The organism is Paradevosia shaoguanensis (assembly GCF_016801025.1).
Classification (GTDB): domain Bacteria; phylum Pseudomonadota; class Alphaproteobacteria; order Rhizobiales; family Devosiaceae; genus Paradevosia; species Paradevosia shaoguanensis.
In genome coordinates this window covers 3,195,073-3,221,968 of record NZ_CP068983.1, presented here as the reverse complement: position 1 = coordinate 3,221,968, position 26,896 = coordinate 3,195,073, and the positions used below count along the sequence as shown (strand labels likewise).

The window sequence follows — 26,896 nt, the reverse complement described above, 5'->3', positions numbered from 1 at the left end:
AGGGAGGTGAAAGGTGGAAGGTGCGGTGAGGAAACCGGGAGGATAGGAGATGGAAATGGTGAGAACGGAACGACGATCAGGCAAAGGTCGCGAAGCGAGCCGTATCGCGTGATTGCGCCGGCAGGTCTCCCTCCCCCTTGCGGGGAGGGGATAGGGGTGGGGGTGTCTCGAACACGGAGCTTGGGCTCACCCCCTCGATCCTTCCCCACAAGGGGGAGGCGACGGAGTCAGGAAAGCGGTGGTAATGCGAACGGAGAGCCACAGCGCCCCTGGCTCACCCCCACCCCTGTCCCCTCCCCGCAAGGGGGAGGGAGACGTGCTAGCACGGGCGCGGGTTTGTAACCTGAATGCCTGGTTGTGGGCTGTTGTCAGCGTGGCCGCCTCTCGCAAATGCCGGTCGCTGTTACCTCCGGAATGGCACCAGCTCTAACCGCCAGAGCCGATAGCTCCAATTCCGATCGAGTCACCCTCTCTCCCAACATCTCCATCCCCAATTTTCCACAACCTCACATCCGCCCTTGCCAAATAATAGATTATCTGGACTCCTACCCACATCATACAACCAAATTATCTATAATTCATCCAGGAGCCTCGAATGCCGAGCATCAATTCCTCCCCTACCCGCAATGCGGACCTTCTTTCGCTTGGGAATCGGCCGCTTGCGGTCAAGGCCGCGGCCGTTGTGGCCGGGTCGCTGTTCCTGGCGCTGGCGTCGCAGATCGAGGTGCCGATCGGGCCGGTGCCGATGACGATCCAGACGCTGGCGCTGACGCTGGTCGGGGCGCTGTATGGTTGGCGGCTGGGCGCGCTGACGGTGATTGCCTGGTTGGGCGAGGCCATGATCGGGTTGCCGGTGCTTTCGGGAGGCTCGGGTGGCGCCATGCATTTCGTGGGACCGACGGCTGGGTACCTCTGGTCGTTCCCGGTGATGGTGGCCATGGTTGGCTGGCTGGCCGAGCGCGGCTGGAGCGGCGCGAATTTCGTGCGCAGCTTTGCGGCCGCGCTGCTTGGTAATGCGCTCGCGCTGGTGGCCGGCTGGGCCTACCTGGCGACGATCATCGGCGCCGAGGCGGCGCTGGCTGCCGGTGTGACGCCGTTCATCCTGGGCGCCATCCTCAAGTCAGGCCTGCATGCGGCGCTCCTCAAGGGCGTCGACACCATCCGGGCGCCGCGCTCGTGACGGTTCGGCTGCGCGCACATCACCTGCTGTGCATGCTGACCTATGTCGGTGAAGGCTATTCCCGGGCCTTCACCGCCAACTACGACCGTATCGTCGCCCGGCTCTCGGCGGGAGAAGAGATAGAACTCGTCGCCGGGCCGGATGATGTCTGCGCGCCGCTGCTGGAAGGCGCGGAGCCGCATTGCCACCAGGAGAGCGTGGTCGAGCGGGATCGGCTGGCCACGCTTGCGGTGAGCGAGATCGTTGGGCGACGGCTGGTTGAGGGGGAAACGATCGGGTTGTCAGCAGCGCTGGTGGAGCGGATGCGGAAGGCGTTTGCGAGAGGAACAAGCCGGGAGGCGTGCTCGGCTTGCGAGTGGAGCGAGCTTTGTACGCGGATCGCGGGTGGTGGATACGCGGGGGTGCGGTTGGAGTGTTGAGGGAGGTCCTGGCCGGCCCTTCTATGACCGCCCCCCTCTGGCTTGTTCGCCCAACTCCCACGCCTCCTCCGGCCAAGGCTGGGGTTCGGAGCCTAGGGATAATTCCATGGGCCCCGGCTTTCGCCGGGGAAGAGTGATCGGGGAGGCCTTAGGTCGGCGGACTAACCCTGGAACCGCCGCGAGGCATCCAGCGCCAGGCCCAGGCCCACGCTTCCCAATACGTCCGTGCGCACGGTCTGAGCCTTCGGGAACATCGCGGCGAGGGCAGCGACGATGGCAGGGACGAGGGTGGAGCCGCCGGTGAGGATCAGGGTTTCGATGGCCGGAGCTTCGATACCGGCGAGCTGCAGGGTGGCGTCGATGGTGGCCTTGATGCGGGCGACGGAGTTTTCGAGGACAGCATCGAAATCGGCGCGGGTGATCTCGGTTTCGAGGTCATGCTCATGGGCAGCGAAGGCGAAACGCACCTGCTCGGCATCTGAGAGCCCGATCTTGGCTTCTTCGACGCTGGCGCCGAGGCGGTGGCCAAGGCGGTTCTCGACGATGTCGATCATGCGCTCGACGAGCTCGGGACGCTCGGCCTCGTTGCGGGTGCTGCGCAGTTCGGCCAGCGTCTTGGGATTATAGAGCCGGTTGATGCGGTGCCAGGTGGCCAGGTCGTAATAGGGCGCCGAGGGCAGGACGCGCTTGTGATCGGCGGTCTCGGTCTGGTAGCCGAGCATGGGCATGATCTTGCCCATGGAAAGCAGTCGATCGAAATCGGTGCCGCCGATATGGACGCCGGCCGTGGCCAGGATGTCCTGCGCACGCGCGGTCGCTCTGGCGCGCTCGGGTGAAACCCGGATGACAGTGAAGTCGGACGTGCCGCCGCCGAGGTCGACGACCAGCGCCAGCTCCTCGCGGATCACCGAGCGCTCATAGTCAAGGGCGGCGGCGATGGGCTCGAACTGGAACTCGACATGCCGGTAGCCCTGCTTGCGCACGGCGGCTTCGAGCTGGTCCTGCGCTTCGGCATCGGCCTTGTCGTCGTCATCGACAAAGCGAACCGGACGGCCAACGACGACCTGTTCGATCTGACCATCGAGGGCGGTTTCCGCGCGCTGCTTGAGCTCGGCAATGAAGAGACCAAGGATATCGGTGAAGGCAACCTGGTGCTTCTTGATGCGCGTGCGATCGTTGATGAGGCTGGTGCCGAGCACGCTCTTGAGCGCGCGCATGATACGCCCATCGGCGCCGGTGACGTATTCGGACAGCGCCTTGCGCCCGAAATAGGTCACGTCATCCTCAAACGAGAAGAAGATGGCGCTGGGAATCGTCTGGCGACCATCCTCGAGCGCCAGCAATTGAGGCACGCCATTGGCGGCAACACCCATGGTGGAATTGGACGTGCCGAAATCGAGGCCGCAAGTGAGGGTCATGGCGCTACCGCAAAGCTGGTCGGGGAATGAAGGAGCGGCTTCTTAACGGGTGTCGCCCGGCAAGGGAACCCTATTTATGGCCGCGCTCCGGCCAGGCCTCGGCCAGAACGTCATCGAGCAGCCGATCGGCCGCCTCCTGCGGCGTGGTGGCGCCGGCAAAGCCGTTGAGTTTGCCATCGAGGAAAAGCTGGGCAATGCCGTGCGCCTGCGACCAGGCGGCAAGAACCGCGGCGACGGCACGCGGTTCGGGTCGGGGCGACAGCGGCAATTGCGCACGGCGGCAGACGGTGGCGGCAAGCTGGCCCATGGCGGCATACGCCGCCTGATGCAGCCGCTCGTCCTCGACGAGATGCAGATCCGGGCGGAACATCACGCGGAAGCGGCCGGGATAGGTCAGCGCGAAACGGACATAGCCGGCAGCCTGGCGGCGCAGCAGCGCAGTATCGTCGCCCGCAAAGCCGTCGATCTCGATGTGACGCTGCAATTCCTCGTAGCCGAGGATGGCGACTTCGGTGAGGAGGCCGCGGACGCTGGAGAAGTGGTAGGCGGGGGCGGCCGGGGAGACGCCGGCGCGACGGGCCGCGGCGCGCAGGGTGAAACCCTCCACCCCGCTCTCGGCGAGGATGGCGTCGGCGGCACGGATCAGCGCGCCACGCAGATCGCCGTGATGGTAGTTTTCGCGGGGCGCCTTGGGAGCCGGTTTCATTTTAGGATCATCAAGCATCTTTACAGCGTTAAGATAAACGACTTAACATTGTTTAGATAGCACCGAACGCAACAGGAATGAACAATGGCCCATTGGACCGCCGCCGATATTCCGGATCAGACCGGGCGCACCATCGTTATCACCGGCGCCAATAGCGGGCTGGGCTACGTTTCGGCGCTCGAACTGGCGCGACATGGCGCCGATGTGATGATGGTCGTGCGAGACCCCGCCAAGGGCGAGAGCGCGCGACGAGCAATCCTCTCGGCCGTGCCGGACGCCAAGGTCGAGCTGGCGCTGGCGGACCTGGCCGATCTCGATTCGATTGCGGCCTTCGCCAGCGGGTTCGTCGCGAGCGGACGGCGGCTGGATGTGCTCATGAACAATGCCGGCATCATGATGCCGCCGCGCCGGGTAACCAAACAGGGGTTCGAGCTGCAGTTCGGCACCAACCACCTGGCCCATTTCGCACTGACGTTGCAACTGCTCCCGGCCTTTGCCGGCAGTGCGGACGCGCGGGTCGTGACGATGAGTTCAGGGCTGCACAAAAGCGGCCATATCCATTTCGACGACCTGGGCGCGGTCAAAACCTATTCGCGCTCGGGCGCCTATTCTCAGTCCAAGATCGCCAATGTCTATTTCGCGCTGGAGCTCGACCGACTGCTGCGGGCGGAAAAGCTGCCAATCAAGAGCGTGCTTGCGCATCCCGGTTATGCCTCGACCAACCTGCAGTCGACGGGACCTACCGGATTCATGTCGTGGCTGCTGAAGTTCGGCAATGCCTTCATGGCGCAGCCGCCCGAAATGGGCGCCCTGCCCCAGCTTTATGCCGCGACGGCGCCGGGCGTCGAAGGTGGCCAGTTCTACGGACCGGACGGTCGCAACGAGATGAAGGGCTATCCCACGCTGGTGCAACCAGTGGATCGGGCCAAGGACCCGGCAATCGCACGGCGGCTCTGGACGGTTTCGGAGGAAATGACGGGCGTGCGCTGGCCCTGAGGCCAGCGCAGCACGGGAAGGATCAGTCGAGCTTGCGGCGGCGATATTCGCTGGCCGCGACGATGACGATCACGACGAAGGCCCAACCGGCCACCATCTGCACCCAATCGATATGGGCCAGCAGGTCACTCACGAACCGCACGATATCGACCGGAGCCAGGCTGATGATCTGGTTCTGCACGGCATTGCGTGCCCAGGTGAAATCGGCGCGGTAACGCAGGTAGTTGAGGATGAAGCCGCCGTCCTGCCCCTTGAGAAAGACGTTCTCGAGCAGGATGAGGATGCCGGGGATGAGCGCGGCCATCGGCAACGCCCAGCGACCGACGGCAGTCGAGAGCGCGCCGGCCCAGGCGAAGAACGGCGCGATCCAGAGCAGCGCCAGCGCCAGGAAGATCAGCCCGACCAGCCCAATGCGCCAGAAGCTGTTGACGGCGGCGATGAAATCGGGCGCCGCAAAGAGCGGGAACTGCCAGTGGACCATGAGGGCCATGACATAGGCCCAGGCCCCCGAGAACAGCATGGCGAGAAAGATCAGCGCCGGAAAGACGGTGAGACCGGCGACCATCTTGGAGCTGAGCACCTTGAGGTCGCTGACCGGCATCGACTTCCAGAAGAGCATCGCGTTATTGCGTTTGTCGGCAGAAAACGCATCGGCGTAGTAGAAGAAGAGCGTGATCAGCAGGTAGAACGTCCAGCCCGCGATCGACGCCATGAAGGCGAGTTCGTAGAACTTGAGCGTGCCCCCGATCTCTTCCCCGAAATAGTCGGCGCGAATCCGGCCGGCGAGGAACGGCAGCACCGTACCGACGACCATCAGGCCAATCAGGATCAGCGGCCCATAGAGGAACGCGCCCCGATGCTCGAGATATTCGCGCTTGATCAGGGCAATGAACGACTTCATTGGGCAGCTCCGGAATTGCTGGGCGTGCGCTGCATCAGGGCAACGAAGAGATCGCTGAGCGTGGGCGTGGACACCTGGCCGAAGGCTTCGAGGCGCTCGCGGTCGACATTCTCGAAGACCATCGCCGTCTGCCCGAACCGGGTTTCCTCATAGATGGGCTTGAGTGCTCGCGCGTCGGCGGCATGGTCGGGGCCGGTGATAAGCTGGGCATATTTGCCGCTCACCGTTTCCATCTGCATGTGCAGTACCAGCTCGCCATCGCGGATGAACATGATGTCCGAGAGCATGAACTCGATCTCATCGACCTGATGGGTGGTGATGAGCAGCGTACGCTCCTCGGTCATGTAGTCTTCGAGCAGCCGCCGGTAGAAGCGCTTGCGATAGGTGATATCGAGGCCGAGCGTGGGCTCGTCGAGCACGAGGAGCTTCGCATCGATCGCCATGACCACGGCGAGGTGAAGCTGCGCGATCATGCCCTTGGAGAGGTGCTTGATCTTGGCTTCCATCTTCACATCCGTGCCTTCGAGGAAGGAGCGGGCCTTCTGCTGGTCGAAGTTCGGATGGATATTGGTGAGGAGCGCGAAGAGCTCGCGGACGCGCAGGAAACGCGGCAGGCTGGCGACGTCAGAAATGAAGGCGACGTTTTCCATCAACTCGGCGCGATGCGCGAACGGATCCTTGCCCAGCACCCGGATGGTGCCCTCGGCGGTGGTGAGGCCGAGCAGGGCGTTGAGCGTGGTGGTCTTGCCGGCGCCGTTATGGCCGATCAGGCCATAGATGCGCCCGGGTGGAATATCGAAATCGAGACCGTGCAGAACCTCCGTCTTGCCGAAATGCTTGCGCAGACCCCGCGCATGCACGATCGGCTCGGAGGCAATCGTCTCTGAAATAGTGCTCACAGCGTTGCTCATGACTGTGCTCCTGCCTTGGTTTCATCCTGCTTGAGCAGGTCATCGATGTTGAGTTCCAGCGCCTTGATCTGCGCCTTGATCCGCGGCCATTCCTCGGTGAGGAACTTCTCGCGCTCCTGAGCCAAAAGCCTCGGTCGCGCGCCCTCTTGCACGAACATGCCTAGTCCTCTTCTCGTTTCAACAATCCCGGTATCGACGAGGGATTGGTACGCCTTGGTCACGGTCAGCGGATTGACCGAAAGATCGGCGGAGATCTGGCGCACCGAAGGCAGCGCCTCACCTTCCTTCACATCCTGCCGCAAGATCATCTGACTGATCCGTTGCCGGATCTGGATGAAAATGGGTTGGGTCTCGTTCCACTGGTTCATGTGTATTGCCTGCATAGTGTAGTACATTAGTAACACACTAAGACAGAGTGTCAATAGCGGGAGAAAATGGGGTGAGGAAAGGCGTTTTGGTGGGGATTCCGCTGGGTCCGCGAGGTGATGCCGGAGGAGTATTGCGGGAGCATTGCGACGGCGGCGCCTGCACACAGGATTGTGCGCGTGATTCGAGCTCGGTATGTGCCCAACCACGTTACTTCCCCGGACTTGATCCGGGGCCTATTGCACCCATCCGCCCGAGTGGAGGTATCCGTGGGCCCCGGCTCTGCGGCCGGGGAAGTACGGTGGTGGGGTGGAGTAGAGATGTTAGATGGCGACGAGCGCCATTACCCGCCAGCCAGCACCTTCGTCTTGAGCCGCGCATATTCCGCCTCGTTGATCGCGCCATCGTCAAAAAGCTTCTTGGCGGCGGCGATGCGGTCGGCAGGGGTCTTGCCGATGGCATTGACAATGTATTCGTCGGCGCGCTCGGCCAAGGCGCGCTGACGCTCGACCTCGCGCTGCTGCATGCTGTCGCCGCGCACGATGAGGTAAACCAGGGCGATCGGGAACGGCAGGATGATGAGGAAGATCGTCCAGCCCGCCTTGGCCCAGCCACTCATGGTCCGGTCGCGCAGCATGTCGGCGAAGACGAAGATCACGAGGATGAAATAGGCAAAGACCAGGAAGGTCGAAGCGATGTACCAGAAGTAATTCCAGAAAGTCGCGCTCATCGGAAACTCCTGCCGTGGAAGTCCCGACAATAGCGGCAGTGCCCTGCCCTCGTGATGGGTCAGACGTCCCCGCTATTGGCACTCCGTCTCAAAAGGCAGCCTTACCTGCTCAGATTTCCTCGGGCGGCTCGTATTCTGGCCAGTCTACGGCGTGGTCTTCCCACTCACCCGGCTGCACGTCGAGCTCGCTGACGGTACGCCCGCGCACGGAAACCCCGACATCCTCGATGGCCTGCATGTCGCCCGCAATCAGCGGATGCCACCAGGCGAGCCCCTTGCCTTCGGCGAGGCGCCGATAGGCGCAGGTACGCGGAATCCAGGGGATTTCCAACACATTTTCCGGCGTGAGCTTGATGCAGTCGGGCACCTGCTGCTGCCGGTTGGGATAGTCGGTGCAGGTGCAGCTATCGCCATCGAGAAGCTTGCAGCGGACATCGGAGGTGATGATTTGCCCGCTATCCTCGTCCTCGAGCTTGACGAGGCAGCAGCGGCCACAGCCGTCACAGAGTGCTTCCCACTCGGCCTCGTTCATCTCGGATAGCGATTTTTCTTCCCAGAAGGGCATGTCGTTAACGTCAATTCTCTAGGGTATGGCGGCTTTGCACTTGCGCTCGCGAGCCGCCGATCATAATCCAGCGAGCGCCTTGCCAATGTGGCCGAAACCGGGAGAATCCAAGGCACGGGCGCGTAGAGGGATACTTCGGATGCAGGATCCGTTCTATCATAAAGAAAAGCGCCCCAAGAAGGGCCGGATGCTGGCCGCCGATGCCTGGCTGGATTCCACTCTCTACGAGACGTGGCAGTCGCTCGGCCGCGGCTATACGCGCTTTCGCGACTTCATGTCCATCTTCCGCGTTTCCGGCTTCAAGCGCCTCTTCGTGGAATTGTTCTCGGACGCCCTGACCATGGGCAGCATCGGCCTCGTGCTGATGACCGCCCTCGCCCTCCCCGCTTTCGATGCCACAGCCTCCGGCCAGTTCAACAAGGCCGAGGATATCTCGGTGGTCTTCCTCGATCGCTACGGCAACGAGGTCGGCCGACGCGGCATCCGCAGCGACGATTCGGTGGCGCTCGACAAGCTGCCCGATTTCCTCATCAAGGCGACGCTGGCCACCGAAGACCGGCGCTTCTACGACCATTTCGGCATCGACGTGATGGGCACTGCCCGCGCGCTCTTCTCGAACGCCCAGGGCGACGCTTCGCTGCAGGGCGGTTCCTCGATCACCCAGCAGCTCGCCAAGAACCTGTTTCTGTCCAACGAGCGCACGCTCGAGCGCAAGATCAAGGAAGCCTTCCTCGCCCTGTGGCTGGAGGCGCACTACACCAAGGACCAGATCCTAAAGCTCTATCTCGACCGCGCTTATATGGGTGGCGGCAATTTCGGCGTGACGGCGGCGGCCGAATATTATTTCGGCAAGCCGGTGACCGACATCAACCTGGCCGAAGCCGCTATGCTCGCCGGCCTCTACAAGGCGCCGACCAAGTTCGCTCCGCATGTCGACCTCGCCGCCGCACGCGGCCGCGCCAACCAGGTGCTCTCCAACCTGGTCGATGCCGGCTACCTCACCGAGGGCCAGGTAACGGCCGCCCGCCGCAACCCGGCAACGCCCGTCGACCGGATCGCCGAGGTCAACTCGCCCAACTACTTCCTCGATTGGGCCTTCGAACAGGTGAAGACCATCGTCTCAGGCCGGTCGGACAACAATTTCATCGTTCGCACCACTATCGACCCGGTGCTGCAATCCTATGCTGAAGACGCGGTGACCTCGGTCATCCGCGAACAGGGCGCCGCCTACAAGGTTACCGAAGCGGCCATGGTGGTGACCGAGCCCAGTGGCTCGATCCGCGCCATGGTCGGCGGGCTCGACTACGGCAAGAGCCAGTTCAACCGCGCCATCGTCTCGAACCGCCAGCCGGGCTCGGCTTTCAAGCCCTTCGTCTATTCCACGGCCTTTGAGGATCTGGGGCTCACGCCGACCTCGACGATCGACGACCATCCTGTCTGCATCGGCAATTGGTGCCCACAGAACTACGGCCGCAACTACAAGGGCAAGATCTCGCTGATCTCGGCCTTCGCGCAGTCGATCAACACGGTGCCGGTGACGCTCTCGATCAAGACCGGCCGCCAGCCGATCGCCGACATGGCGCACCGCATGGGCATCACCAACGATTTCGAGGTGACCCGTTCGCTGGCGCTGGGCGTGGCCTCGGTGAGCGTGCTCGACATGACCTCGGCCTATTCGGTCTTCGCCGATGACGGCTACAAGACACCCGCCTATGGCATCACCCGCGTCAACACGCTGCGCGGCGACCTGGTCTATGAAGCGGACCCGGAAGCCCACCGCGAGCGCATACTCTCCGAGCAGACCGTGGCCTACATGAACCAGATGATGCGCGCCGTGGTCACCTCGGGCACCGGGCGCCGCGCCGATATTCCGGGTGTGCCCGCAGTCGGCAAGTCGGGCACGACGAGCTCCTACCGCGACGCCTGGTTCTGCGGCTTTACCGGCAATTACGTGGCCGCCGTCTGGTTCGGCAACGATGATTATCGGCCCACCAACAACCTCACCGGCGGCACTTTGCCGGCCATGACCTGGCAGAAGTTCATGGCCTATGCCCACACCAACGTGGAGATCAAGCCGGTGTTCGGCGTCGATTTCACGCCCGAAAAGCCCATCGTGGCGCAAGCCGAACCCACGGCGCCCGTCGCCCCGGTCGAGGAGCGCCCGCCCGGCCTCAAGCCGGCCGCTGCCGACAAGTTGCTCGAAGTGGCGGACCTGCTCGGGGATACGCTGCGCACGCTCCAGGGTGCCAGCGGCGGGGCTACGCTTGTCGTGTCGCAATCGACGCCGGGTAACTGACGCGTGCGCTTCCTGTCCCATCTGATCCTGATGTTTGCGGTCGCGCTCACCGTCGGCTTCGGCCTGAGCTGGTTCGCGCTCTCCGATGGCCGTCTCTTCGGCGCCTATCGCATCGGGCCCTGGGCCGCCTGGCCTGCCGCCGGCTCGCCCTCGCCCGACCCCTATACCCGCGCCCATATCGCCCGCGCCGGCACGCTGCAGCTCGGCCAGAGCGAGGGGCTGGAATTCGTCGCGACCAACGACAGCACGGGCCGCCCGCTCGATCGCTCCTGCACCTATCGCGTGCACGGGACGACCCCGGTCGCGAGTTTCTGGACGCTGGTAGCGGAGGCGCCCGATGGCGCCAACATCGCGCGCGACGAGGCAGCAGCAACCATGCACAGCACGCGTCTCGCCCGCAACGAAGACGGCACCGCAACGATCTTCGTGGGCAAGGCGCTTTCGCCACTCAACTGGCTGGAAATCACGGGCAACGGCCCGTTCTCGCTGGCGCTGACGCTCTACGACACCTCCGCCTTCGGCGGCGTCGGCTCGGGCGCGGACACGCTGCCCATCATCGACCGGGAGGCGTGCGCATGATCCGCACTCTTCTCTGGCTCCTGGCCGGCGCAGTGCTGGGCGGGATCATCCATATCGTCGTGATCCTGGCCCTGCCGATCTTCGCCACGCAGGACGTCTGGACGCGCATCACGGCGCTTGGCGCGGTGGAAAAAGCCGTCGTGCTGCCGGCGCCGGCACTGGGCGAGCCCAACCCGCTGCGGCTCGATCCGGACATGGCCTATGCGGTCTGCCAGGTTGACCTTTCCTCGGGCCCCGGCGTGGTTTCAGGCACCCTGCCCGACGCCTTCTGGTCGATCGCGGTCTACAATCGCGCCGGTACCGTCATCTATTCGACCACCAATCGCGACGGCATCGGACAGAACCTCGACCTGGGTATCTTCAACCCCGCGCAAACACGGCTTTTGGCGCAACAGCAGCTCGATATCGCCGAGGGATTGCTGATCGTGGAATCCCCGCAGAACGACGTTTTCGCCGTCGTGCGCCTCGCCCCGCCGCATCCGGCCATGAAGGCGCGCTACGAAAAGGCGCTTTCCGAGCTCGAATGCGGGAACATCAAGAGCGACACCAACTAGGCTGGTCACAATCCCCAATTGTGCGCCGCCATTCATTTGCATCGCGCCGCCGCCGCCCCTATATAGAACGTGCCGGCAACGGCTATGGCGATAAACGGTTATCGTAATAAACCCATCGGACCCGGGGGCAGTACCCGGCGCCTCCACCAATTCCTCCCGCTCCGGCGGGTTGCATGGGGGCGAAACAGGATCGACGAGGGCGTAAAGGGTTGCTTTTGCTCGGTGAGGTACCACCGTTATCGGTCCAAAACTTATAGTTGCTAATGACAACCATAAGGCTCCGGTCGCTCTCGCCGCGTAATGCGGTGCTAGCACTGGGAATTCAAGTCCTCCGCTCCTAGCCGGGCGACAGGCGGGGTCCGCAGGCACCTGGCAACAGAAGCCTGCACTTCCTCTCGCTGTTTGCGCTTGAATTGTGCACCCTGTTTGGGCTGTATGGGTGCTCCGAATCTCTCTTAGTACGACAAGGCGCGCCGATGGCCGAAGATCTCATCCGCTACGACATTCTGGCTCAGGAAGCGCTGCGCGGCGTCGTCCGCAAGGTACTGTCCGAAGTCGCGCGGACGGGCCTGCCCGGTGAACATCACTTCTTCATCTCCTTCGTCACCCGCGCGCCGGGCGTGCGTTTGTCCGAACGTTTGCTCGCGCAGTACGAAAAGGAAATGACCATCGTCCTCCAGAACCAGTTCTGGGACCTCAAGGTCACCGAAACCGGTTTCGAGGTCGGCCTCTCCTTCGACGGCCAGCCAGAAACGCTGGTGATTCCCTTCTCGGCGGTAAAGGGCTTTTTCGATCCCTCCGTGCAGTTCGGACTGCAGTTCGAGCCCGAACTCGCGGCTGAAACAGTCGAGGAAATCGAAGCAGAGGGCGACGAGATCGCACCCGTCCCGGCCCCCGTGGTCGCGGCGGAAGGCTCGGCCGAAAAGGTCGTCAGCCTCGACGCCTTCCGCAAGAAACCCTGACCGCGCGCTTTGCAGAAGCGCTCCCTCACCATCGCCGGCCACCGCACGAGCCTCGCGCTCGAACCCGAATTCTGGGCAGGACTCGAGGCAATGGCCGCTGCCCGGGATTTACCGCTGGCGGCGGTGATACGGGATATCGATGAGGGGCGCGATGAGCCGAACCTGTCGTCCGCAGTGCGGGTGGCGGTGTTGCGGTGGTATCAGGCTGGGGGTTCGTGAGCGGGTGCTCTTGGCTTAGCCAAGCACCATGCAGGATACCTAACCGCACCCTTGCTGCGGCGGCTGGCTGAACGCAACTCCATCCCCACCACCGTACTTCCCCGGGCGAAGACCCGGGGCCTATTGCACCGCCCCACCCGAGTGGAGATATCCGTGGGCCCCGGCTCTGCGGCCGGGGAAGTTCCGTGGGTGGGGTGCGGACAGTGGCCGATGACTATCAACCCAGATACGCAGTCCCTTCTCCCTCAAGGGGAGAGGGCGAGTCTGCGATCCCGAACTAAGCCCTACTGCTGGCCCTGATACGGGGGCAATTGCAGGTCGAACGGCGGATACAGCCCGCCACCGTTGATATCGGTGCTCGGCGCCGGGGTCTGTGGCGGCGCTGCCGTCCGCGCGGCGTCCTCTGCGGCCTTGCGGGCAGCCTCTTCTTCGGCGGCCTTCTTGGCCGCGGCTTCGTCGGCCAGGCGCTTTTGCTCGGCGATCATTCGGGCCCGCTCCTCGGCAGCGGCCTTCTGGCGGGCTTCATCCTCGGCGCGGAGCTGTTCGAGGCGGTCGACCTCCAGTTCGTAGGCACGAACCTTGATGGCATCGACCATGGTGCCGAGGTCGAGCGTGCGCTCGGGGTTCATGAGCGAACCCGAGAGCACCGCCCTGACCTGCGAGGTGGTGGGCGAAATGAGCCCCGCATCGTCGATCGTCTCGGTGGGCGTCAGGGCGAAGGAGCCGTCGAGACCAAGGTCGGCGAGGCGCACCGACGTGCCGCCGAACAATTGTGCCTTGCCACTCTCCGCCGAAAGGTTCTGCGAGCGCAGCGTGCCACCGGCAATGGTGAAGGCGCCCGCGAGCTTGGGCGCGGTGAAGGGACCGCGATCGAGCGCCAGGGCGACGATGGAACTGAGCGCATCGGGCTCAAGTTCGAGGATGTTGTCGAGGCCGGCCACCGTCTCGAACACCTTGGGATCGAGCCGCGCGATGGAGAGACCGTCAAGCGTATAGCTCCCCTCGCCTGCCAAAGAGCCGAGCACGGTCTGGATGCTGTCACCGGTGCCGTTGAACTGGGCGCCAGCCGTGATCGTACCGGCAAGTGCAGCGGCGGAGGCCTCGGGCAGGAGGGCGTCGAGCGCCACGTTCTGAAGATTTACGCGGCCAGTTACCTGTTTTTCGGCGATGGCGCCGCTGCAGCAGACGCCGAGTTCGAGGCCGACGGTGCCGCCGGCAAGGTTCGCCGTGAAATCGCGCATGCGCACATTGCTCTCGTCCCACGAGATGTTGAAGCGCGCATCGGTCAACGGCGCCTTGCCGCCGACATCGAGGCTGGGCACGGACACGGAAACATCGCCGCGTGTATTGCGCGGTGCCTGCCCCACCGCGATGGGACCATCGGGCCAGACGCTGTCGCTGGCACGGATCAGCGCGGCCGGGCCACCGAGGATCGCAGCGAGCGCGGACGCATCGGCGGAAGCCAGCTTGATGTCGCCGGTTACGCTGCCCAGGACGCCCTGCCGGGAGAGGTTGAGCTGGCCGCTGAAGGCCTGTGCGCCGGACGTACCGGAAATATCGGTGACGGCAATATTGCGATCGCCGGTGAAGGCGACCTTGGCGGAGCCGTTCATGGCGGGGAGATGCACGCCGCCGGCACCGAAAAGATCGGCAAGTCCGCTGGCATCGGCCAGCGCGACTTTCACCTCGCCCTCGCCCTTCAGGGCTTCGATATCGGCGGCATCGAGACGACCGGCAAATTCGACGCTGTCGCCGCCGCCACTGGCGGCAACGTTGGTCTGGAAGCCGCTGGTCACAGAGCCATCGAGCACCACGCGCAGCCGCACATCCTGCCCGTTAGGGAAGAGACCGGTCTGGCCAAGCCCGAGCTGTTCGGTGAGGGCGGCTGCATCGGTGGCGCCAAGTTCGGCGGTGATTGAAACCGGGCCGGTCAGGGCCTTGCTGATGCCTTCGCGCAATTGCGCGGAGAAGCCGAGATCGGCAGCACCGGTCGTGCCGGTGACGGTGAGCACCTGCGCACCATCGCCCACGGGCGGCTCCAGCGTAACCTTGAGATCGGCGGGCAGCGCCCTGCCAATCGTGGCGCGGACCGACGCAGGAACGGCGAGCGCGTCCTGAAGTGCGGTTAGGACAGGCGCATTGGCAGCGGCAACCTTGACCGTGCCGCCTGCGGCGATCACCGGCGCAGCCAGGGTACCGGCCAGCTTGCCGGTGAGGTCGAGCCGGGCGCCGCCGAAATCCTGGGCGGCGAACTGCTTCACTTCGAGCCCATCGGGTCCCCAGGAGGCGTTGGCTAGCAGTTGGCGACCATCGATACCGAAGGCTTTGGCCGAGGCAGCGCTCGCTGTGATCGAGCCTTCGGGGAAGGTGACGGCAAAGCCGCCGCCAGCGCCGGTATCCGGCAGGAGGGCGGCCAGCGCGGCACTGTCGCCGGCCGAGAGATCGGAGAAATCGGCGACGACATCGACGCGGCGTTCAGGGCCGAAGCCGACGGAGCCGGAGAGCTTGTGCGCGCCCTCATCGAGCGTGAAGCGGCCGTCGGTGAAGCGCAGGTCGTCGCCGTCTAGGGCAACACCGGCCTCGAAGGCGGCGGGCATATTGAAGAGCGGGTTGTTGTCCGTGGGCTTGCGCCAGAGCGCAGCCAAAGCGTCGAGCCGGCTGGTCGTGATCGCCAATTGGCCTGCGAAGCTCGGGCGATCCTCGACCGCATCGAGCCGTCCGCTGAGCTTGACCTGAGTATCGCCAGGCAGCCGGCCGCCGAGATTGTCGACGGTCCAGCCCTTGGCATCGGAAGAGGCGCTGAGCTTGACGTCGCGCAGGCTGAAACCGCGCAGGTCGAGTTCGGCCAGATCGAGCGTGATCTTGCCCGGCAGCGGCGGCACCGGCGGAGGTGGCAATTCCCCGAAAAGACGCACCAGCTCGTAGGGCTGCACGCCCTCCTCCTTGGTCGCGTCGCGCGGCGGCAGCGACACGACACCGCCGGAGATCACCGCATCGAAATTGCGGTTTTCGCCCAGGCGGATCACCGAAGCGCCGGTGAGCCGCGTGCCGGTGCGGTTCTCGTCGGGCACGAGGGTGAAGGAGGTCAACTGCACCTGATCGGTATTGGCCTCGACCTTGCTGGTGAGTACCAGATCGCCCCGCACGCCTTCTGCCCGGTCGGCCGGCGGCGGCGCGCGGCGATAGGTGATATCGCCATTGAAGCGCGGCGCCTGCCCGGTGAGGAAGAGACCTTCTGCGGCGAGCGAGAACGCCTTATTGTCCGGTTGCGCAAATGCAGTGAGACGGGTCGAGCCGTCGCTGTCCATCGCGGATGTCGTCACGCGCAGCGCAAAGCGCTCCTGGCCGACGGCGCCGCGTCCGGCAAAGGCGAAGGGGCCGCGCAGGGCCTGCAGCTTGAGCTCGCCATCGAGCTCGCTAATGCTCATCACGTCCTGCGTGCGGGCGTCGGACACATTGAGCACGCCACCGACGACATTGGCCTTGCTGACCGAAATATTGGAGGTGGTGACCTTCTCGGGGAGGTTCAGCCCGCTCACGAAGATGCCGTTGCTGTCGAGCGCCATGTTGAGCGCCGGCCGCTCGAGCACGAGATTGGTGACCTGGTAGTGATCGCGCAGGAAATCGACGAGCGAGAAGTCGGCCTTGACCCGCCCGACCGTGACTACGGGCTTGTCGGCCGGACCGACCACGACATCGGCGAATTCGAGCTGGGGCGCAGGCAGGAGGTTGAAGTTGATATCGCCCAGTATCTTGACCTGGGTGCCGAGCGCCTCGGTCGCCATGGCCTCCATGCGGTCGCGATAATCCCCCCATTGGATAAAGCGCGGCACGATGAATGCCGCTCCAATAGCCAGGATCGCCAGGATCCCCACGACGATATAGATACGATTCAGCACAGCGCCCGAGTCACCCCAAGTTTGCGGGAGTTTATGGAAGTCGCCATCTTCCGTCACCCCGCATGAGCGCCGCTCAAGGCGAGAATTTGACGCCCATCCCCAAATACAAAAGGCCGGGCGTTTCCACCCGGCCTCTCACGCACTTTTGCTTGTCGCGCGATTATTTCACTTCGCCGATCGACCAGAAGAAGGTTTCGCCCGAAGAGTCGGCGACGCCGTCATTGTCGGTCACGACATAGCCGACGCCATTGGCGTCGATGCCGAAGCCTTCGACCTTGTCCACGACATAGCCGTTATTGGCCTTGAGGTCCGGGATGAAATCACGGAACTCTTCCTTGGCCACAACCGGCAGCTCGCCACCGAGCTTGGCCGGCTGCAGGTCGGCGAGCTTCACGCGGAAAAGCTTCTTGAGCTGTGCCTTGTCTGCGAGCTGGTTGTCCCGCTCGATGATGTAGGCGTAGTCGCCGTGGGCGGTGATTTCCGAGAGGCCGACCCAGGCACCCTCGGCCGGGGTGTCGAACTGGTAGCGCACGGCGCCCCATTCCTTGGAAGCGGGCTTGTAGGCAAGCAGCTTCACCTGGCCCTTCGGGTCATCCTTCCATTCGCGCTGGATGGCGATCCAGAGCGTCAGGTCGTCGCCCTCGCCGACGGCGGTGATGCCTTCGGAACCGAAGCGGACCTCATTGGCGAGAAGCTCGGCCGGGAAGGCCACTTCCTCGATGATCTTGCCGTCGGCGTCGACATGATAGAGCGCGTGCGGGACGAGCTTTTCCGTATAGCCTTCCGAGGCCAGCCAGAAGCCACCCTTGCCATCCAGCGTGATGCCTTCGATGTCGAGCTTCTGGGCCGGGTCGCCATTGCGGGTCACCACGGTCTTCTTGGTGATACGGGCCGGCTTGGCCGTGGCGTCGATGGTGTAGATCGAAGGCTGCGCCGAAAGCACGCTGTCGCTGGCGGCATAGAGGATGCCGGGCTTTTCGGCATCGCCGACCAGGGCGCCAAGGGCAGCCCAGCCGAGCGGACGGCCTTCTTCATCGAGGTCCGAGATGATCTGCGGGTAGTTCGCTTCGCCTTCGGCGCGCTCGTAGATCATCACATGCGAGCCGGCGAGACCATCGGCGCGCAGGTCGGTTTCATTGGCGGTGACGAAGAGATTGCGCGAGGGGATCGCGACCGAGCCTTCCGGGCCAATGCCGGAGGGCAGCGTCTGCAGGTATTCCGGCTCGGCGCCGGTATCCTTGTAGACGGCCACGAGTGAGGAGCGCTCCTGGGCGACGAAGATCAGCGTATCATCGCCGAACTTGGCGACTTCGAGGCCTTCCGGCTCGACACCCTTCTTGTTGCGGGCATCGGGGTAATGGCCCATCTGCGCGGCGATGTATTCCATGGACGGGCCGCTCTCGAAGAGCACGTCACCGGCCTTGTTCATGATGGTCCAGCCGCGCGTGCCGCCCTTCCAGTCGCCTTCATTGGCGATGGCGAAGCGGTCGTTGTCCAGCCAGTGGATGGCGTCGGGCTCGCGGGCCACGTCTTCCATCTTGCCGGTGAACTTGAGCGCGCCATCCTTCTTGGTGTCGACGTTTTCGAGCGAAACGGTGCCGGCCGGGAAATTGGCGGTCACGATGCCGGTCTTGCCGTCGATGATGACGATGTGGTTGTTCTCCTGCAGCGTCACCGCGATTTCGTCATTGGCGTTGAAATCGACGAATTCGACTTCCGGATCTTCCGGAGCGATGGCGGCGAGGCCGGTGAGATCGACCTTCTTGAGGCTGGCCGGATCGAGAACGCCGTCCTTGACCGAGAGAATGACGACATAGCCGGCCGGCAGTTGCGGGATGGCGCCGTCGTTGAGCTCTTCGTCACGCTCGTTCTCGATGGCAATGGCCACAAGCGTGCCTGCCTCGTTATGCGCGGTGGAATCGGGCTGGCCGCCGAGATCGACACTGGTATCGACCTTCTGAGTCGCGATATCGACGACCGCGAGCTTGCCCGAGGGGTTCACCTTGCTCTCGGAGGTGTTGACGCCGACATAGGCCTTGCCGCCGATGATGGTCACCGAGGTCGGCTCGCCATCAAGGGCCAGGAAGCCGAGCGCCTTGGGCGCCTTGGGATCGGTGATGTCGACGAAGCCGATGCCGCCGGCGGGGCTGTCCGAATAGACGAGCGTATTGCCATCTTCGGTCGCCGTGATGATTTCGGACGACGTGGCCTCGGCTTGCGGATTGTTGAGCGCAACCGGGAAGCTCGAAACGCGATTGAAGACCTGCGCCGCCATGCTGGGTGCGGTCGAGAGCAGCAGCGCTGCCATCAGCGCGGGCAGAAGACGTTGAGTTTGCATAAGGGAGCCCTCCTGTGACTATGGAGGCCCGCTTAGGGGTCGCGCGCTACGGGCACGTGACAGCGATGTAACAGTTCCATGACTGCGACAGAGGGTCCCTGCCCTGTGCCACTGATTTCCGGCCTAACGATCGCTGTCGTGGTTCTGGAAAGGAATGAGATCGACCACGGAAATCTCGGTGGGCTCCACTTTTTCGCCTTCGACGCGAGCGAACAGCAGCACCCACAGGCAGCGCAGGATGAAAACCAGCACGCCAAAAGCAACGGCGGTGGCGATGGCGAGTTCCCAATCGATCATCGCTCAATCCTGAAGGCCATGGTGCCCGCTGGCAAGCCTTCCGGACACCGCGTGCATATACATTCGCGCCTTCGGCTCCTATATTGCCCAATGAGAACAAAAAGAGATTCGTCAATCCCGCATGCCCGCTGAACCCCAAAGACTCGCTCCGTCCGCAGGAGGCCCGATCACCAGCCAGCTTGGCCGGCGCGCGCCCGATTACCTGCAGGGCCTCAACGAGGAACAGCGCGACGCCGTGCTGACGACCGAGGGCCCGCTGCTGGTTCTCGCGGGCGCCGGCACGGGCAAGACGCGCGTGCTGACGACGCGCATCGCGCACATTCTCTCGACCCACCGCGCCCGCGGCGCGGAAATCCTCGCGGTGACCTTCACCAACAAGGCCGCGCGCGAGATGAAGGAGCGCATTGCCAAACTCGTCGGCTCATCGGTCGAGGGCATGCCGTGGCTGGGCACGTTCCACTCCATCGGCGCGCGCATCCTGCGCCGCCATGCCGAGCTGGTGGACCTCAAGCCCGCCTTCACCATTCTCGATACCGACGACCAGATCCGCCTCATCAAGCAGCTTCTGGAAGCCGAGAACATCGACGAGAAGCGCTGGCCGGCCCGGCAGTTCGCTGGCATGCTGGACGACTGGAAGAACCGCGGCCTGCTGCCCAAGGACGTGACGCCAGCCGAAAGCGGCTATTACGCCAATGGCAAGGGCACCAAGCTCTATGCCGACTACCAGGCGCGCCTGAAGACCCTCAACGCCGCCGATTTCGGCGACCTGCTGCTCGAATGTATCCGGCTCTTCCGCGAGAACCCGAAAGTGCTCGAGGAATATCACCATCGCTTCAAGTACATGCTGGTGGACGAATACCAGGACAGCAACGTGGCCCAGTATCTCTGGCTACGCCTGCTGGCTCAGGGGCGCCCGGCGAACGAAGCCAATATCTGCGTGGTGGGCGACGACGACCAGTCGATCTATGGCTGGCGCGGCGCCGAGGTCGACAACATCCTGCGCTTCGAGAAGGATTTTCCGGGCGCCAAGGTCATCCGGCTGGAGCGCAATTACCGCTCGACCGCTAATATCCTCTCGGCCGCGAGCCACCTCATCGCACACAACGAGGGACGCCTGGGCAAGACGCTGCACACCGACGTCGCCGAAAAGGGCGAAACGGTCGCCGTCATCTCGGTCTGGGACAGCGAGGAAGAGGCTCGCCATATCGGCGAGGAAATCGAGCAATACCAGCGCCAGGGCGAAGAGCTGAATTCGATGGCGATCCTGGTGCGCGCGTCTTTCCAGATGCGCGAGTTCGAAGAGCGCTTCATCACCCTCGGCCTCAACTACCGCGTCATCGGCGGCCCGCGCTTCTACGAGCGCAAGGAAATCCGCGATGCACTGGCCTATTTCCGCCTTGTGGCGCAACCGGCCGATGACCTCGCCTTCGAGCGCATCATCAATACGCCCAAGCGGGGCCTAGGCGATTCGACGCTCAAGATTCTCTTCGACGCCGCGCGCCATCAGAACGTGCCGCTGCTTTCAGCCACGCGCATGCTGATCGAAACCGAAGAGCTCAAGCCCAAGCAGCGCACCACCCTGCGTGACCTCGTCGGCCAGTTCGACGACTGGTCCGAGCGCCTGCGGACCATCCCCCATGCCGAGCTCGCCGAGCAGGTGCTCGACGAAAGCGGCTACACGGCGATGTGGCAGAACGACAAATCTCCCGACAGCCCCGGGCGCCTGGAAAACCTCAAGGAGCTCATCCGCTCCATGGAGGAGTTCGAAACCATGGGCGGTTTCCTCGAACACGTGGCGCTGGTCATGGACCGCGACAGTTTCGAATCCGACGATGCCGTCTCCATCATGACGCTGCACTCGGCCAAGGGTCTCGAGTTCAACACCGTATTCCTGCCGGGCTGGGAGGAAGGACTTTTCCCACACCAGCGCTCGCTCGACGAGGGCGGACGCGCCGGCCTCGAGGAAGAGCGACGGCTTGCCTATGTCGGCATTACGCGCGGCCGCAAGCGCGTGCGTATCAGCCTCGCGCAGAACCGCCGCATCCACGGCCTCTGGCAATCGGCCATCCCCTCGCGCTTTCTCGACGAACTGCCGCCCGAAGCGGTGGAGGTCAAGGATACCGGCTCGTCCTATGGCGGCTATGGCTATGGCGGGCGCACCGCCAATCGCTTCCAGTCGGTCGATCCCTTCGAGAGCGTCTATGAAACGCCGGGCTGGCAGCGCGCGCGGGCCCAGCAAGCCCAGCGCAAGGGCGGCGGGCCGATGACCATCGAAGGCGAACTCGTCGCCCGCTCGGTCGATCTTGGCCCCGGTTCGGGCTACAAGGTCGGCGACCGCGTGTTCCACAACAAGTTCGGCTACGGCGAAATCGCCGCGCTGGAAGGGAACAAGCTGACCATCGATTTCCAGACTGGTCGCAAGAAGGTGCTGGATAGCTTTATCAGGAGGGCCTGAGCCCTAAACTCGGGCGCGGCGATAGCCCTCCTCCGATTGACTCTCCTGCCCCGAGGCTGCATGAACGGCGCTTCCCACAGCACCGAGCCTCAAATGACCGTCGACCAGGTTTCCGTCGCCCTTACCAAGGATCAGGCCTATGCGCTGGTCGATGCCGTCATGGAACGGGAGGACCTGGCTTTCACCGCGTCCGCCCATGAAGACGTCGAGACCGGAGAATGGGTATTCGAGGCCACGGTCGAAAGCCCGGCCAACGTGGAAGCTTTCAACACGCTGGCGCGCGAAGTGCTGGGCGGCGATGTCGACTTCGCCATCGAGGCGATCGATCCGGAAATCAACTGGGTCGCCAAGTCGCTCGAAGGCCTGCAGCCGGTAACCGCGGGCGGCTTCTATATCTATGGCAGCCACGAGACGGCGCCGGTCCCCGAAGGGCTGATCGGCCTGCGCATCGACGCGGCCCAGGCCTTCGGCACCGGCCACCACGAAACCACCACCGGGTGCCTCGAAGCCATCGACCGCGTGCTCGAACGCGCAAAACCGGTAAACGTCATCGATATCGGCACCGGCACGGGCGTGCTTGCCATCGCCATCGCCAAGAAGACCGGCCTCAAGGTCCTGGCCACCGATATCGACCCCATCGCCGTGACGACGACTGTCGAGAATGCTCGCGACAACGACGTGGCCGACCTGATCGAGGGCGTGGTTGCCGAAGGGCTCGACAGCGACGTTATCACCGCCAAGGCGCCCTACGACCTGATCCTCGCCAATATCCTGGCCGGTCCGCTCATGGGCCTTGCGCCGGGCATGTCGCGCATCGCCCAGCCGGGTGCCTCGATCATTCTGTCGGGTATTCTCGAAACCCAGGCCCAGGGCGTGATCGCGGCCTATGCCGAAAACGGCATGCCCCTGCTCCAGCGCCTGCAGCGCAAGGAATGGACGACGCTCATCCTGCACAAGCTCTGAGCCGGAATGCCCGGCCTTCGGCCCGGGCCATCCACATGCATACCCCAGAAAAGCAAAATCCCCGGATGGAGGTCCGGGGATAGGCTAAATCGGGCTGCATGGGACCCGACTGGAGGCAAACTGGTTGCGCTTACGGACGCTTCGCGAAGGACCCGATCAGCTGGTGCTGCATGCGGAAGCTGACCTGGCGCTTCGACTCACGCGAGCGCGCGTCGATAATGCCGTCCAGCGCTTTGTGGAAGTCGTTCTTGGTCTCGGTCATTTTATCTTTCATCCAAACATTTACCGGCACCCCTGTGCCGATGCCGCTCAAATAACCGTTGCAATCGCTTTCGGTTAGGGCCCATTTCGAAAGTCAGCCATGACGAAAACGCAGACCGGCACGAAGAGGCATGCAATGACGCCCAAGGACACCGCCCCCAGCTTCCCGCCCGCCCTGTTCCAGAGCTTCGAGGAGCGGTCGGACCCGAAGAACGTGGCGCCGCGCCTCAAGGCCCTGCGCGCCGAAATGACCACGGCCGGTCTCGATGCCTTCCTGATCCCCCGCGCCGACGCGCATCGCGGCGAATCCGTGCCGCCGGGCGATGCCCGACTCGCCTACATCACCGGCTTCACCGGTTCGGCCGGGCTGGCGCTGGTCGGTACGCGCAAGGCTGCACTCTTCATCGATAGCCGCTACACGCTCCAGGCCCCGGCGCAGACCGATACGAGCAAGGTAACGCCCATCGAGGCCCTACAAACCGGCATAGCTCCCCACTTCGCCGCCTTCGTCCCCAAGGGTGGTCGCATCGGCTACGATCCCTGGCTGCATACCCCCGGCGAAATCAAGGATCTGGCCGAAAAGCTCGCAGGCACGGCGACGCTTGTCGCCACTGATAACCTCGTCGATCGTATCTGGAAGGATCGTCCTGCCGCCCCGGCGACGCCGGTGGAATTTCTCGGGCACAACCGCGCCGGCAAGAAAGCCGAGGACAAACTCGCCGAACTCCAGGCGACGCTCGCCGCCGAGAACGCGGACGCAACTGTGCTGACGCTGCCGGAATCGCTCTGCTGGCTCTTCAACATCCGCGGGCGCGACGTGCCGAACACGCCGTTCGTGCTTGGTTTCGCCATCGTGCCGCGCAAGGGCAAGCCGACCATCTTCTTCGACAAGGCCCGCATCACGCCCGAGCTCAAGGCGCAGTTTGGCGAACTCGCCAACCTCGCGGGCAAGGAAACCATGCTTGCTGCCCTGCGCAAGCTCGGCGCCGCCGGCAAGCGCGTCTGGGTCGACCCGGCTTCCGCTCCCCTCGCGGTGCTCAACGCCATCCGGGCAGGAAGCGAAAACGCCCACGTCATCGAAAAGCGCGACCCCATCCTGCTGCCCAAATCTCGCAAGAACGACGCCGAACTGGCCGGCATGCGCGAGGCGCACCGTCTCGATGGCGTGGCCTTGGCCAAATTCCTCGCCTGGTTCGACCGCGAGGCGCCCAAAGGCAAGCTCGATGAGATTGGCATTGTCACTGCGCTTGAAGCCTTCCGCCGTGAGGAACCGACCTGCGTCGATGCGAGCTTCGACACGATTTCCGGTGCCGGCCCGAACGGGGCCATCGTCCATTATCGGGTGACCGAGAAAACCAATCGCGGCCTCAAGGCCGGCGAGCTGATGCTGGTGGATTCGGGGGCGCAATATCTCTCGGGTACGACCGACGTGACGCGAACCATGTCGACCGGCAAGCCGACCGCCGAAGAGAAGGATCGCTTCACCCGCGTGCTCAAGGGCATGATCGCCATCTCCATGGCCCGCTTCCCGCGCGGCACCTCCGGCGCGCAGATCGACGTATTGGCCCGGCAATATCTCTGGCAGGCCGGCCTCACCTACAACCACGGCACCGGCCACGGCGTCGGCGCCTATCTCGGCGTGCACGAAGGACCGATCGGCATCTCGCCGCGCTACACCCTGCCGCTCGAGCCCGGACAGGTGATTTCGAACGAGCCCGGCTACTACAAGGACGGCGGCTTCGGCATCCGCATCGAGAACCTCGTCCATGTGGTGGAGAGCCCGGTGGGCGACGGCAAGTATCTCGAATTCGAGACGCTGACCCTCGTGCCGATCGACTTGCGGCTCGTAGACAAGAAGCTGCTGACGGGTGACGAGCGCGATTGGCTCAACGCCTACCACAAGCGCGTGTGGAAGGAGATCGGCTCGCAGCTCAAGGGCGAGGCCAAGGATTGGCTAAAGGCGGCTACGGCGGAGATTTAGGCAGGGGTCTTCACCCCCACCCCTGTCCCCTCCCGCAAGGGGGATGGGGACCTGCTGGCTTGATCGCGCCCCGTCGCTTCCCTCCCCTTGCGGGGAGGGATCGAGGGTGGGGGGTAGCCCCAGTCTCGGTCCCTATTGCGCTACTGCCGGTATCTCCCCGAGAATCTCGGTCAGCTTCCACTGCACCTCGCCCTCGACCGATTCCACGTTGTCGATCTTCCAGCCATCCGCTTCGCGGACCATCGAGATATCGAGCACGTTCTTCTCGCCCAGGTTGACGAACCGCACGGTGGAGGTGGCCGTCTCGCCCGAAACCACGGGCTCGTCGATCACCAGATCTGCCAGGTCGTAATCCTGCCCGTTCACGAAGGGATCGAAATCGAGCGCGCCGATCTCGCCTTCGGGCGTCCGCTCGCGGTCGGCGGCGAAGAGGCCCTTGAGGTGGCTCGAATAGATCTCCTCGCTATCCTCCGGGAACGTATCGGTGGCGTAGGACTGGTAGATCGATTCCAGCAGCGCCCGGGGCGTCGAATAGTTCGCGGCGAATGCCGGGGCGGCGAGCGCGAGAAGAAGACCAAGAGCAGCGATAACGATGCGCATGCGAGCAATCCGTCAGTTGAAATAGAAGGAGTAGCCGAGGAGGTTCTCGCCGAAGACCCGATTGGCCTCGGCGAAATCGGCGGCACTGGCCACCGGTCCATCCTTGAGGAACGGTATAGCGCCATAACCGGTCAGGATCATGACCAGGTCGGTCCGCTTCGCCGTTTCGAAATAGGCCTTGAGATCAAAGCCCTGCTTAAAACGCCAATGCGGCACCAGCAGCTTGCCATCGAGCATGGCGTCGGCCGTATCGAGCGTCTTGAGCCAAGCATCGACCATGTCCTGCGACACCGCGCTGCCCGGAATGGTCGGTGATTGCCTGGGCGACGGGATGAATTCGTGGTCGTCATCCGTCTCAGCAAGGATGGCCTGCCAGTTCTGGCGTGAAAACGCCGTGACGGCCTTGAGCCGCTCGAGCACCCGCTTGAGCCGATCCGGCTCGACCACAGGCCAGTTGAGCGTATGGATCGCAGCGATTGCGTCGGCCGCGGCGGCATCCGTGGACGGCTCCATGAAGAGCGTGCCACCAACGCTGTAATCCTGCATCGGCAGGCCAGCGCGCGGGAAGAAGCGGTGGAAGGCGACGTTGACGAGGTCGGAGAAGTCGTGCGCCAGCAGGAAATCGCCGTGGCTGGCAAGCACCTGGCTATACCCGGCCATCCAGAGCGCATCCGCCCGGTCCAGGCCGAGCGTCATTTCCGGTTCCTGCGAATTGTTGCCACGCGAATTCTTGTCGCCGACATTGGGCGCCTGCGAGGCCGGCAGCGAAATGCCGAGGCCATGCGCAAGAATGGCGCTCATGCTTTCCATTTCGGTGGTCTTGCCATCGGCATCGAAGTCGATGCGTATCCGCAAGGGATCGACCGCCACGACGTAGTCGCCGCTCGCCCCGGCACTCGCCAGCGTCGCCTTGGCGACATCCATGTCCTCGACCAGCGCCGCCAGGATGGCGCGCACCTTCTCGTAATCGAGCTTTTCGGGGTTGGGATTGGGCGGAATCGGGAAGGCCAAAGCCGGTCCAAGCGGCCCGACATCGGGCGCGGCCATGCCATGGCGATAGAGCGCCTGGGCAAAATGCTCCACACCGCTGACGAGCTGCAGCATGCCGAGGCTGAACTCCGCCTCCTGGTCGCCGGCCTTCGCCATCGGTTCGAGCTTGGCAATGCCGTCGGTCAGCGGGCCTTCATAGAGGCTGGCCCGCAGGATATCGGCGGCTTCGCCGGCCATGGCCGGCAGTGACAGGAAGGCGATAAAGCCCACGCTGAGCGTGATCGTTCGCAACATCGGCAGTCTCCTTTGC

At 63.9% G+C, this 26,896-nt stretch carries 24 protein-coding genes and 1 other RNA gene; 12 read left to right on the top strand and 13 right to left on the bottom strand.

Translation table 11 applies throughout. From position 1 onward, the window contains the following. Window positions 1–595: 595 nt before the first annotated feature. Entirely contained in the window at window positions 596–1,180 is a 585-nt protein-coding gene (locus tag JNE37_RS15430; protein WP_203063654.1) for a biotin transporter BioY, read from the top strand. Beyond that, on the top strand, window positions 1,177–1,599 hold the full coding sequence (locus tag JNE37_RS15425; RefSeq protein ID WP_203063653.1) for a DUF1284 domain-containing protein: 423 nt from the start codon (window positions 1,177–1,179) through the stop codon (window positions 1,597–1,599). Before JNE37_RS15430 ends, JNE37_RS15425 begins: the two co-directional genes overlap by 4 nt. A gap of 161 nt (window positions 1,600–1,760) precedes the next feature. Here the strand turns inward: JNE37_RS15425 and JNE37_RS15420 are convergent, their stop codons facing one another. Both JNE37_RS15420 and JNE37_RS15415 read right to left on the bottom strand, forming a co-directional pair. Then, window positions 1,761–3,017 (bottom strand): Hsp70 family protein, encoded by a 1,257-nt coding sequence (locus tag JNE37_RS15420; protein ID WP_203063651.1) that lies wholly within the window; start codon window positions 3,015–3,017, stop codon window positions 1,761–1,763. Between the two features lie 70 nt (window positions 3,018–3,087). After that, window positions 3,088–3,723 carry a TetR/AcrR family transcriptional regulator gene (locus tag JNE37_RS15415; RefSeq protein WP_203063649.1) on the bottom strand — a complete coding sequence of 212 codons (636 nt, stop codon included), beginning with the start codon at window positions 3,721–3,723 and terminating at the stop codon, window positions 3,088–3,090. An 84-nt stretch (window positions 3,724–3,807) separates the two neighbouring features. Here JNE37_RS15415 and JNE37_RS15410 point away from each other — a divergent pair, with 84 nt between their 5' ends. Continuing rightward, a complete protein-coding gene (locus tag JNE37_RS15410) occupies window positions 3,808–4,719 on the top strand; it encodes an oxidoreductase (RefSeq protein ID WP_203063647.1) in 912 nt (303 codons plus the stop codon). Window positions 4,720–4,741: 22 nt separating this feature from the next. On the opposite strand, the gene JNE37_RS15405 is transcribed toward JNE37_RS15410, so the two are convergent. The 5 genes from JNE37_RS15405 to JNE37_RS15385 form a co-directional block, all read right to left on the bottom strand. Further along, the gene (locus tag JNE37_RS15405) at window positions 4,742–5,620 is read right to left on the bottom strand and encodes a hypothetical protein (protein ID WP_203063645.1); all 879 of its coding nucleotides are present in this window, start codon (window positions 5,618–5,620) and stop codon (window positions 4,742–4,744) included. Continuing rightward, window positions 5,617–6,531: an ABC transporter ATP-binding protein gene (locus JNE37_RS15400; protein WP_035090927.1), complete on the bottom strand. Its 915-nt coding sequence runs from the start codon at window positions 6,529–6,531 to the stop codon at window positions 5,617–5,619. Before JNE37_RS15400 ends, JNE37_RS15405 begins: the two co-directional genes overlap by 4 nt. After that, the gene (locus JNE37_RS15395) at window positions 6,528–6,899 is read right to left on the bottom strand and encodes a GntR family transcriptional regulator (RefSeq protein ID WP_081899587.1); all 372 of its coding nucleotides are present in this window, start codon (window positions 6,897–6,899) and stop codon (window positions 6,528–6,530) included. Before JNE37_RS15395 ends, JNE37_RS15400 begins: the two co-directional genes overlap by 4 nt. Window positions 6,900–7,240: 341 nt before the next feature. Continuing rightward, the gene (locus JNE37_RS15390; RefSeq protein WP_182399912.1) at window positions 7,241–7,627 is read right to left on the bottom strand and encodes an SHOCT domain-containing protein; all 387 of its coding nucleotides are present in this window, start codon (window positions 7,625–7,627) and stop codon (window positions 7,241–7,243) included. Between the two features lie 109 nt (window positions 7,628–7,736). Next, window positions 7,737–8,192 (bottom strand): YcgN family cysteine cluster protein, encoded by a 456-nt coding sequence (locus JNE37_RS15385; RefSeq protein ID WP_182399911.1) that lies wholly within the window; start codon window positions 8,190–8,192, stop codon window positions 7,737–7,739. Between the two features lie 139 nt (window positions 8,193–8,331). Between JNE37_RS15385 and JNE37_RS15380 the strand changes: the two genes are divergently transcribed. The 6 genes from JNE37_RS15380 (at window position 8,332) to JNE37_RS15355 (ending at window position 12,802) form a co-directional block, all read left to right on the top strand. Next, the gene (locus tag JNE37_RS15380) at window positions 8,332–10,488 is read left to right on the top strand and encodes a transglycosylase domain-containing protein (protein WP_203063643.1); all 2,157 of its coding nucleotides are present in this window, start codon (window positions 8,332–8,334) and stop codon (window positions 10,486–10,488) included. 3 nt (window positions 10,489–10,491) lie between these two features. Further along, window positions 10,492–11,067: a DUF1214 domain-containing protein gene (locus JNE37_RS15375; RefSeq protein ID WP_203063641.1), complete on the top strand. Its 576-nt coding sequence runs from the start codon at window positions 10,492–10,494 to the stop codon at window positions 11,065–11,067. Continuing rightward, window positions 11,064–11,621 (top strand): DUF1254 domain-containing protein, encoded by a 558-nt coding sequence (locus JNE37_RS15370; RefSeq protein ID WP_203063639.1) that lies wholly within the window; start codon window positions 11,064–11,066, stop codon window positions 11,619–11,621. Before JNE37_RS15375 ends, JNE37_RS15370 begins: the two co-directional genes overlap by 4 nt. Before the next feature lie 32 nt (window positions 11,622–11,653). Then, window positions 11,654–12,011, top strand: a transfer-messenger RNA (tmRNA) gene (gene ssrA / locus JNE37_RS15365). A gap of 86 nt (window positions 12,012–12,097) precedes the next feature. Next, on the top strand, window positions 12,098–12,583 hold the full coding sequence (locus JNE37_RS15360; protein ID WP_035090918.1) for an SspB family protein: 486 nt from the start codon (window positions 12,098–12,100) through the stop codon (window positions 12,581–12,583). A 9-nt stretch (window positions 12,584–12,592) separates the two neighbouring features. Continuing rightward, window positions 12,593–12,802, top strand: a complete 210-nt coding sequence (locus JNE37_RS15355; RefSeq protein ID WP_203063637.1) for a ribbon-helix-helix domain-containing protein — start codon at window positions 12,593–12,595, stop codon at window positions 12,800–12,802. 284 nt (window positions 12,803–13,086) lie between these two features. Here the strand turns inward: JNE37_RS15355 and JNE37_RS15350 are convergent, their stop codons facing one another. The 3 genes from JNE37_RS15350 to JNE37_RS15340 form a co-directional block, all read right to left on the bottom strand. After that, a complete protein-coding gene (locus JNE37_RS15350; RefSeq protein ID WP_203063635.1) occupies window positions 13,087–16,701 on the bottom strand; it encodes an AsmA family protein in 3,615 nt (1,204 codons plus the stop codon). Window positions 16,702–16,861: 160 nt separating this feature from the next. Next, window positions 16,862–19,039, bottom strand: a complete 2,178-nt coding sequence (locus tag JNE37_RS15345; protein WP_203063633.1) for an esterase-like activity of phytase family protein — start codon at window positions 19,037–19,039, stop codon at window positions 16,862–16,864. Window positions 19,040–19,162: 123 nt separating this feature from the next. Then, a complete protein-coding gene (locus JNE37_RS15340; protein WP_160176275.1) occupies window positions 19,163–19,336 on the bottom strand; it encodes a hypothetical protein in 174 nt (57 codons plus the stop codon). A 121-nt stretch (window positions 19,337–19,457) separates the two neighbouring features. Here JNE37_RS15340 and JNE37_RS15335 point away from each other — a divergent pair, with 121 nt between their 5' ends. Together JNE37_RS15335 and JNE37_RS15330 are read left to right on the top strand one after the other, a co-directional pair. Beyond that, window positions 19,458–21,791 carry an ATP-dependent helicase gene (locus JNE37_RS15335; protein ID WP_203063631.1) on the top strand — a complete coding sequence of 778 codons (2,334 nt, stop codon included), beginning with the start codon at window positions 19,458–19,460 and terminating at the stop codon, window positions 21,789–21,791. 93 nt (window positions 21,792–21,884) lie between these two features. Next, a complete protein-coding gene (locus tag JNE37_RS15330; RefSeq protein ID WP_203063630.1) occupies window positions 21,885–22,754 on the top strand; it encodes a 50S ribosomal protein L11 methyltransferase in 870 nt (289 codons plus the stop codon). Window positions 22,755–22,884: 130 nt separating this feature from the next. On the opposite strand, the gene JNE37_RS22795 is transcribed toward JNE37_RS15330, so the two are convergent. Next, a complete protein-coding gene (locus JNE37_RS22795; protein WP_280114014.1) occupies window positions 22,885–23,016 on the bottom strand; it encodes a hypothetical protein in 132 nt (43 codons plus the stop codon). Between the two features lie 135 nt (window positions 23,017–23,151). Here JNE37_RS22795 and JNE37_RS15325 point away from each other — a divergent pair, with 135 nt between their 5' ends. Continuing rightward, on the top strand, window positions 23,152–24,996 hold the full coding sequence (locus JNE37_RS15325) for an aminopeptidase P family protein (protein ID WP_203063629.1): 1,845 nt from the start codon (window positions 23,152–23,154) through the stop codon (window positions 24,994–24,996). Between the two features lie 132 nt (window positions 24,997–25,128). Here JNE37_RS15325 and JNE37_RS15320 read toward each other — a convergent pair whose 3' ends face one another. Continuing rightward, window positions 25,129–25,596 (bottom strand): DUF3828 domain-containing protein, encoded by a 468-nt coding sequence (locus tag JNE37_RS15320; RefSeq protein ID WP_203063628.1) that lies wholly within the window; start codon window positions 25,594–25,596, stop codon window positions 25,129–25,131. A 12-nt stretch (window positions 25,597–25,608) separates the two neighbouring features. Then, window positions 25,609–26,880 carry a hypothetical protein gene (locus tag JNE37_RS15315; RefSeq protein ID WP_203063627.1) on the bottom strand — a complete coding sequence of 424 codons (1,272 nt, stop codon included), beginning with the start codon at window positions 26,878–26,880 and terminating at the stop codon, window positions 25,609–25,611. Window positions 26,881–26,896 lie beyond the last annotated feature (16 nt).

Excerpts from the sequence above, each read along its gene's own strand:
- JNE37_RS15430 (WP_203063654.1), top strand. The coding sequence starts at position 596 with ATGCCGAGCATCAATTCCTCCCCTACCCGCAATGCGGACCTTCTTTCG.
- JNE37_RS15420 (WP_203063651.1), bottom strand. The coding sequence starts at position 3,017 with ATGACCCTCACTTGCGGCCTCGATTTCGGCACGTCCAATTCCACCATG.
- JNE37_RS15415 (WP_203063649.1), bottom strand. The coding sequence starts at position 3,723 with ATGAAACCGGCTCCCAAGGCGCCCCGCGAAAACTACCATCACGGCGAT.
- JNE37_RS15410 (WP_203063647.1), top strand. The coding sequence starts at position 3,808 with ATGGCCCATTGGACCGCCGCCGATATTCCGGATCAGACCGGGCGCACC.
- JNE37_RS15405 (WP_203063645.1), bottom strand. The coding sequence starts at position 5,620 with ATGAAGTCGTTCATTGCCCTGATCAAGCGCGAATATCTCGAGCATCGG.
- JNE37_RS15400 (WP_035090927.1), bottom strand. The coding sequence starts at position 6,531 with ATGAGCAACGCTGTGAGCACTATTTCAGAGACGATTGCCTCCGAGCCG.
- JNE37_RS15395 (WP_081899587.1), bottom strand. The coding sequence starts at position 6,899 with ATGAACCAGTGGAACGAGACCCAACCCATTTTCATCCAGATCCGGCAA.
- JNE37_RS15390 (WP_182399912.1), bottom strand. The coding sequence starts at position 7,627 with ATGAGCGCGACTTTCTGGAATTACTTCTGGTACATCGCTTCGACCTTC.
- JNE37_RS15385 (WP_182399911.1), bottom strand. The coding sequence starts at position 8,192 with ATGCCCTTCTGGGAAGAAAAATCGCTATCCGAGATGAACGAGGCCGAG.
- JNE37_RS15380 (WP_203063643.1), top strand. The coding sequence starts at position 8,332 with ATGCAGGATCCGTTCTATCATAAAGAAAAGCGCCCCAAGAAGGGCCGG.
- JNE37_RS15370 (WP_203063639.1), top strand. The coding sequence starts at position 11,064 with ATGATCCGCACTCTTCTCTGGCTCCTGGCCGGCGCAGTGCTGGGCGGG.
- JNE37_RS15360 (WP_035090918.1), top strand. The coding sequence starts at position 12,098 with ATGGCCGAAGATCTCATCCGCTACGACATTCTGGCTCAGGAAGCGCTG.
- JNE37_RS15345 (WP_203063633.1), bottom strand. The coding sequence starts at position 19,039 with ATGCAAACTCAACGTCTTCTGCCCGCGCTGATGGCAGCGCTGCTGCTC.
- JNE37_RS15340 (WP_160176275.1), bottom strand. The coding sequence starts at position 19,336 with ATGATCGATTGGGAACTCGCCATCGCCACCGCCGTTGCTTTTGGCGTG.
- JNE37_RS15335 (WP_203063631.1), top strand. The coding sequence starts at position 19,458 with ATGCCCGCTGAACCCCAAAGACTCGCTCCGTCCGCAGGAGGCCCGATC.
- JNE37_RS15330 (WP_203063630.1), top strand. The coding sequence starts at position 21,885 with ATGACCGTCGACCAGGTTTCCGTCGCCCTTACCAAGGATCAGGCCTAT.
- JNE37_RS22795 (WP_280114014.1), bottom strand. The coding sequence starts at position 23,016 with ATGACCGAGACCAAGAACGACTTCCACAAAGCGCTGGACGGCATTATC.
- JNE37_RS15325 (WP_203063629.1), top strand. The coding sequence starts at position 23,152 with ATGACGCCCAAGGACACCGCCCCCAGCTTCCCGCCCGCCCTGTTCCAG.
- JNE37_RS15320 (WP_203063628.1), bottom strand. The coding sequence starts at position 25,596 with ATGCGCATCGTTATCGCTGCTCTTGGTCTTCTTCTCGCGCTCGCCGCC.
- JNE37_RS15315 (WP_203063627.1), bottom strand. The coding sequence starts at position 26,880 with ATGTTGCGAACGATCACGCTCAGCGTGGGCTTTATCGCCTTCCTGTCA.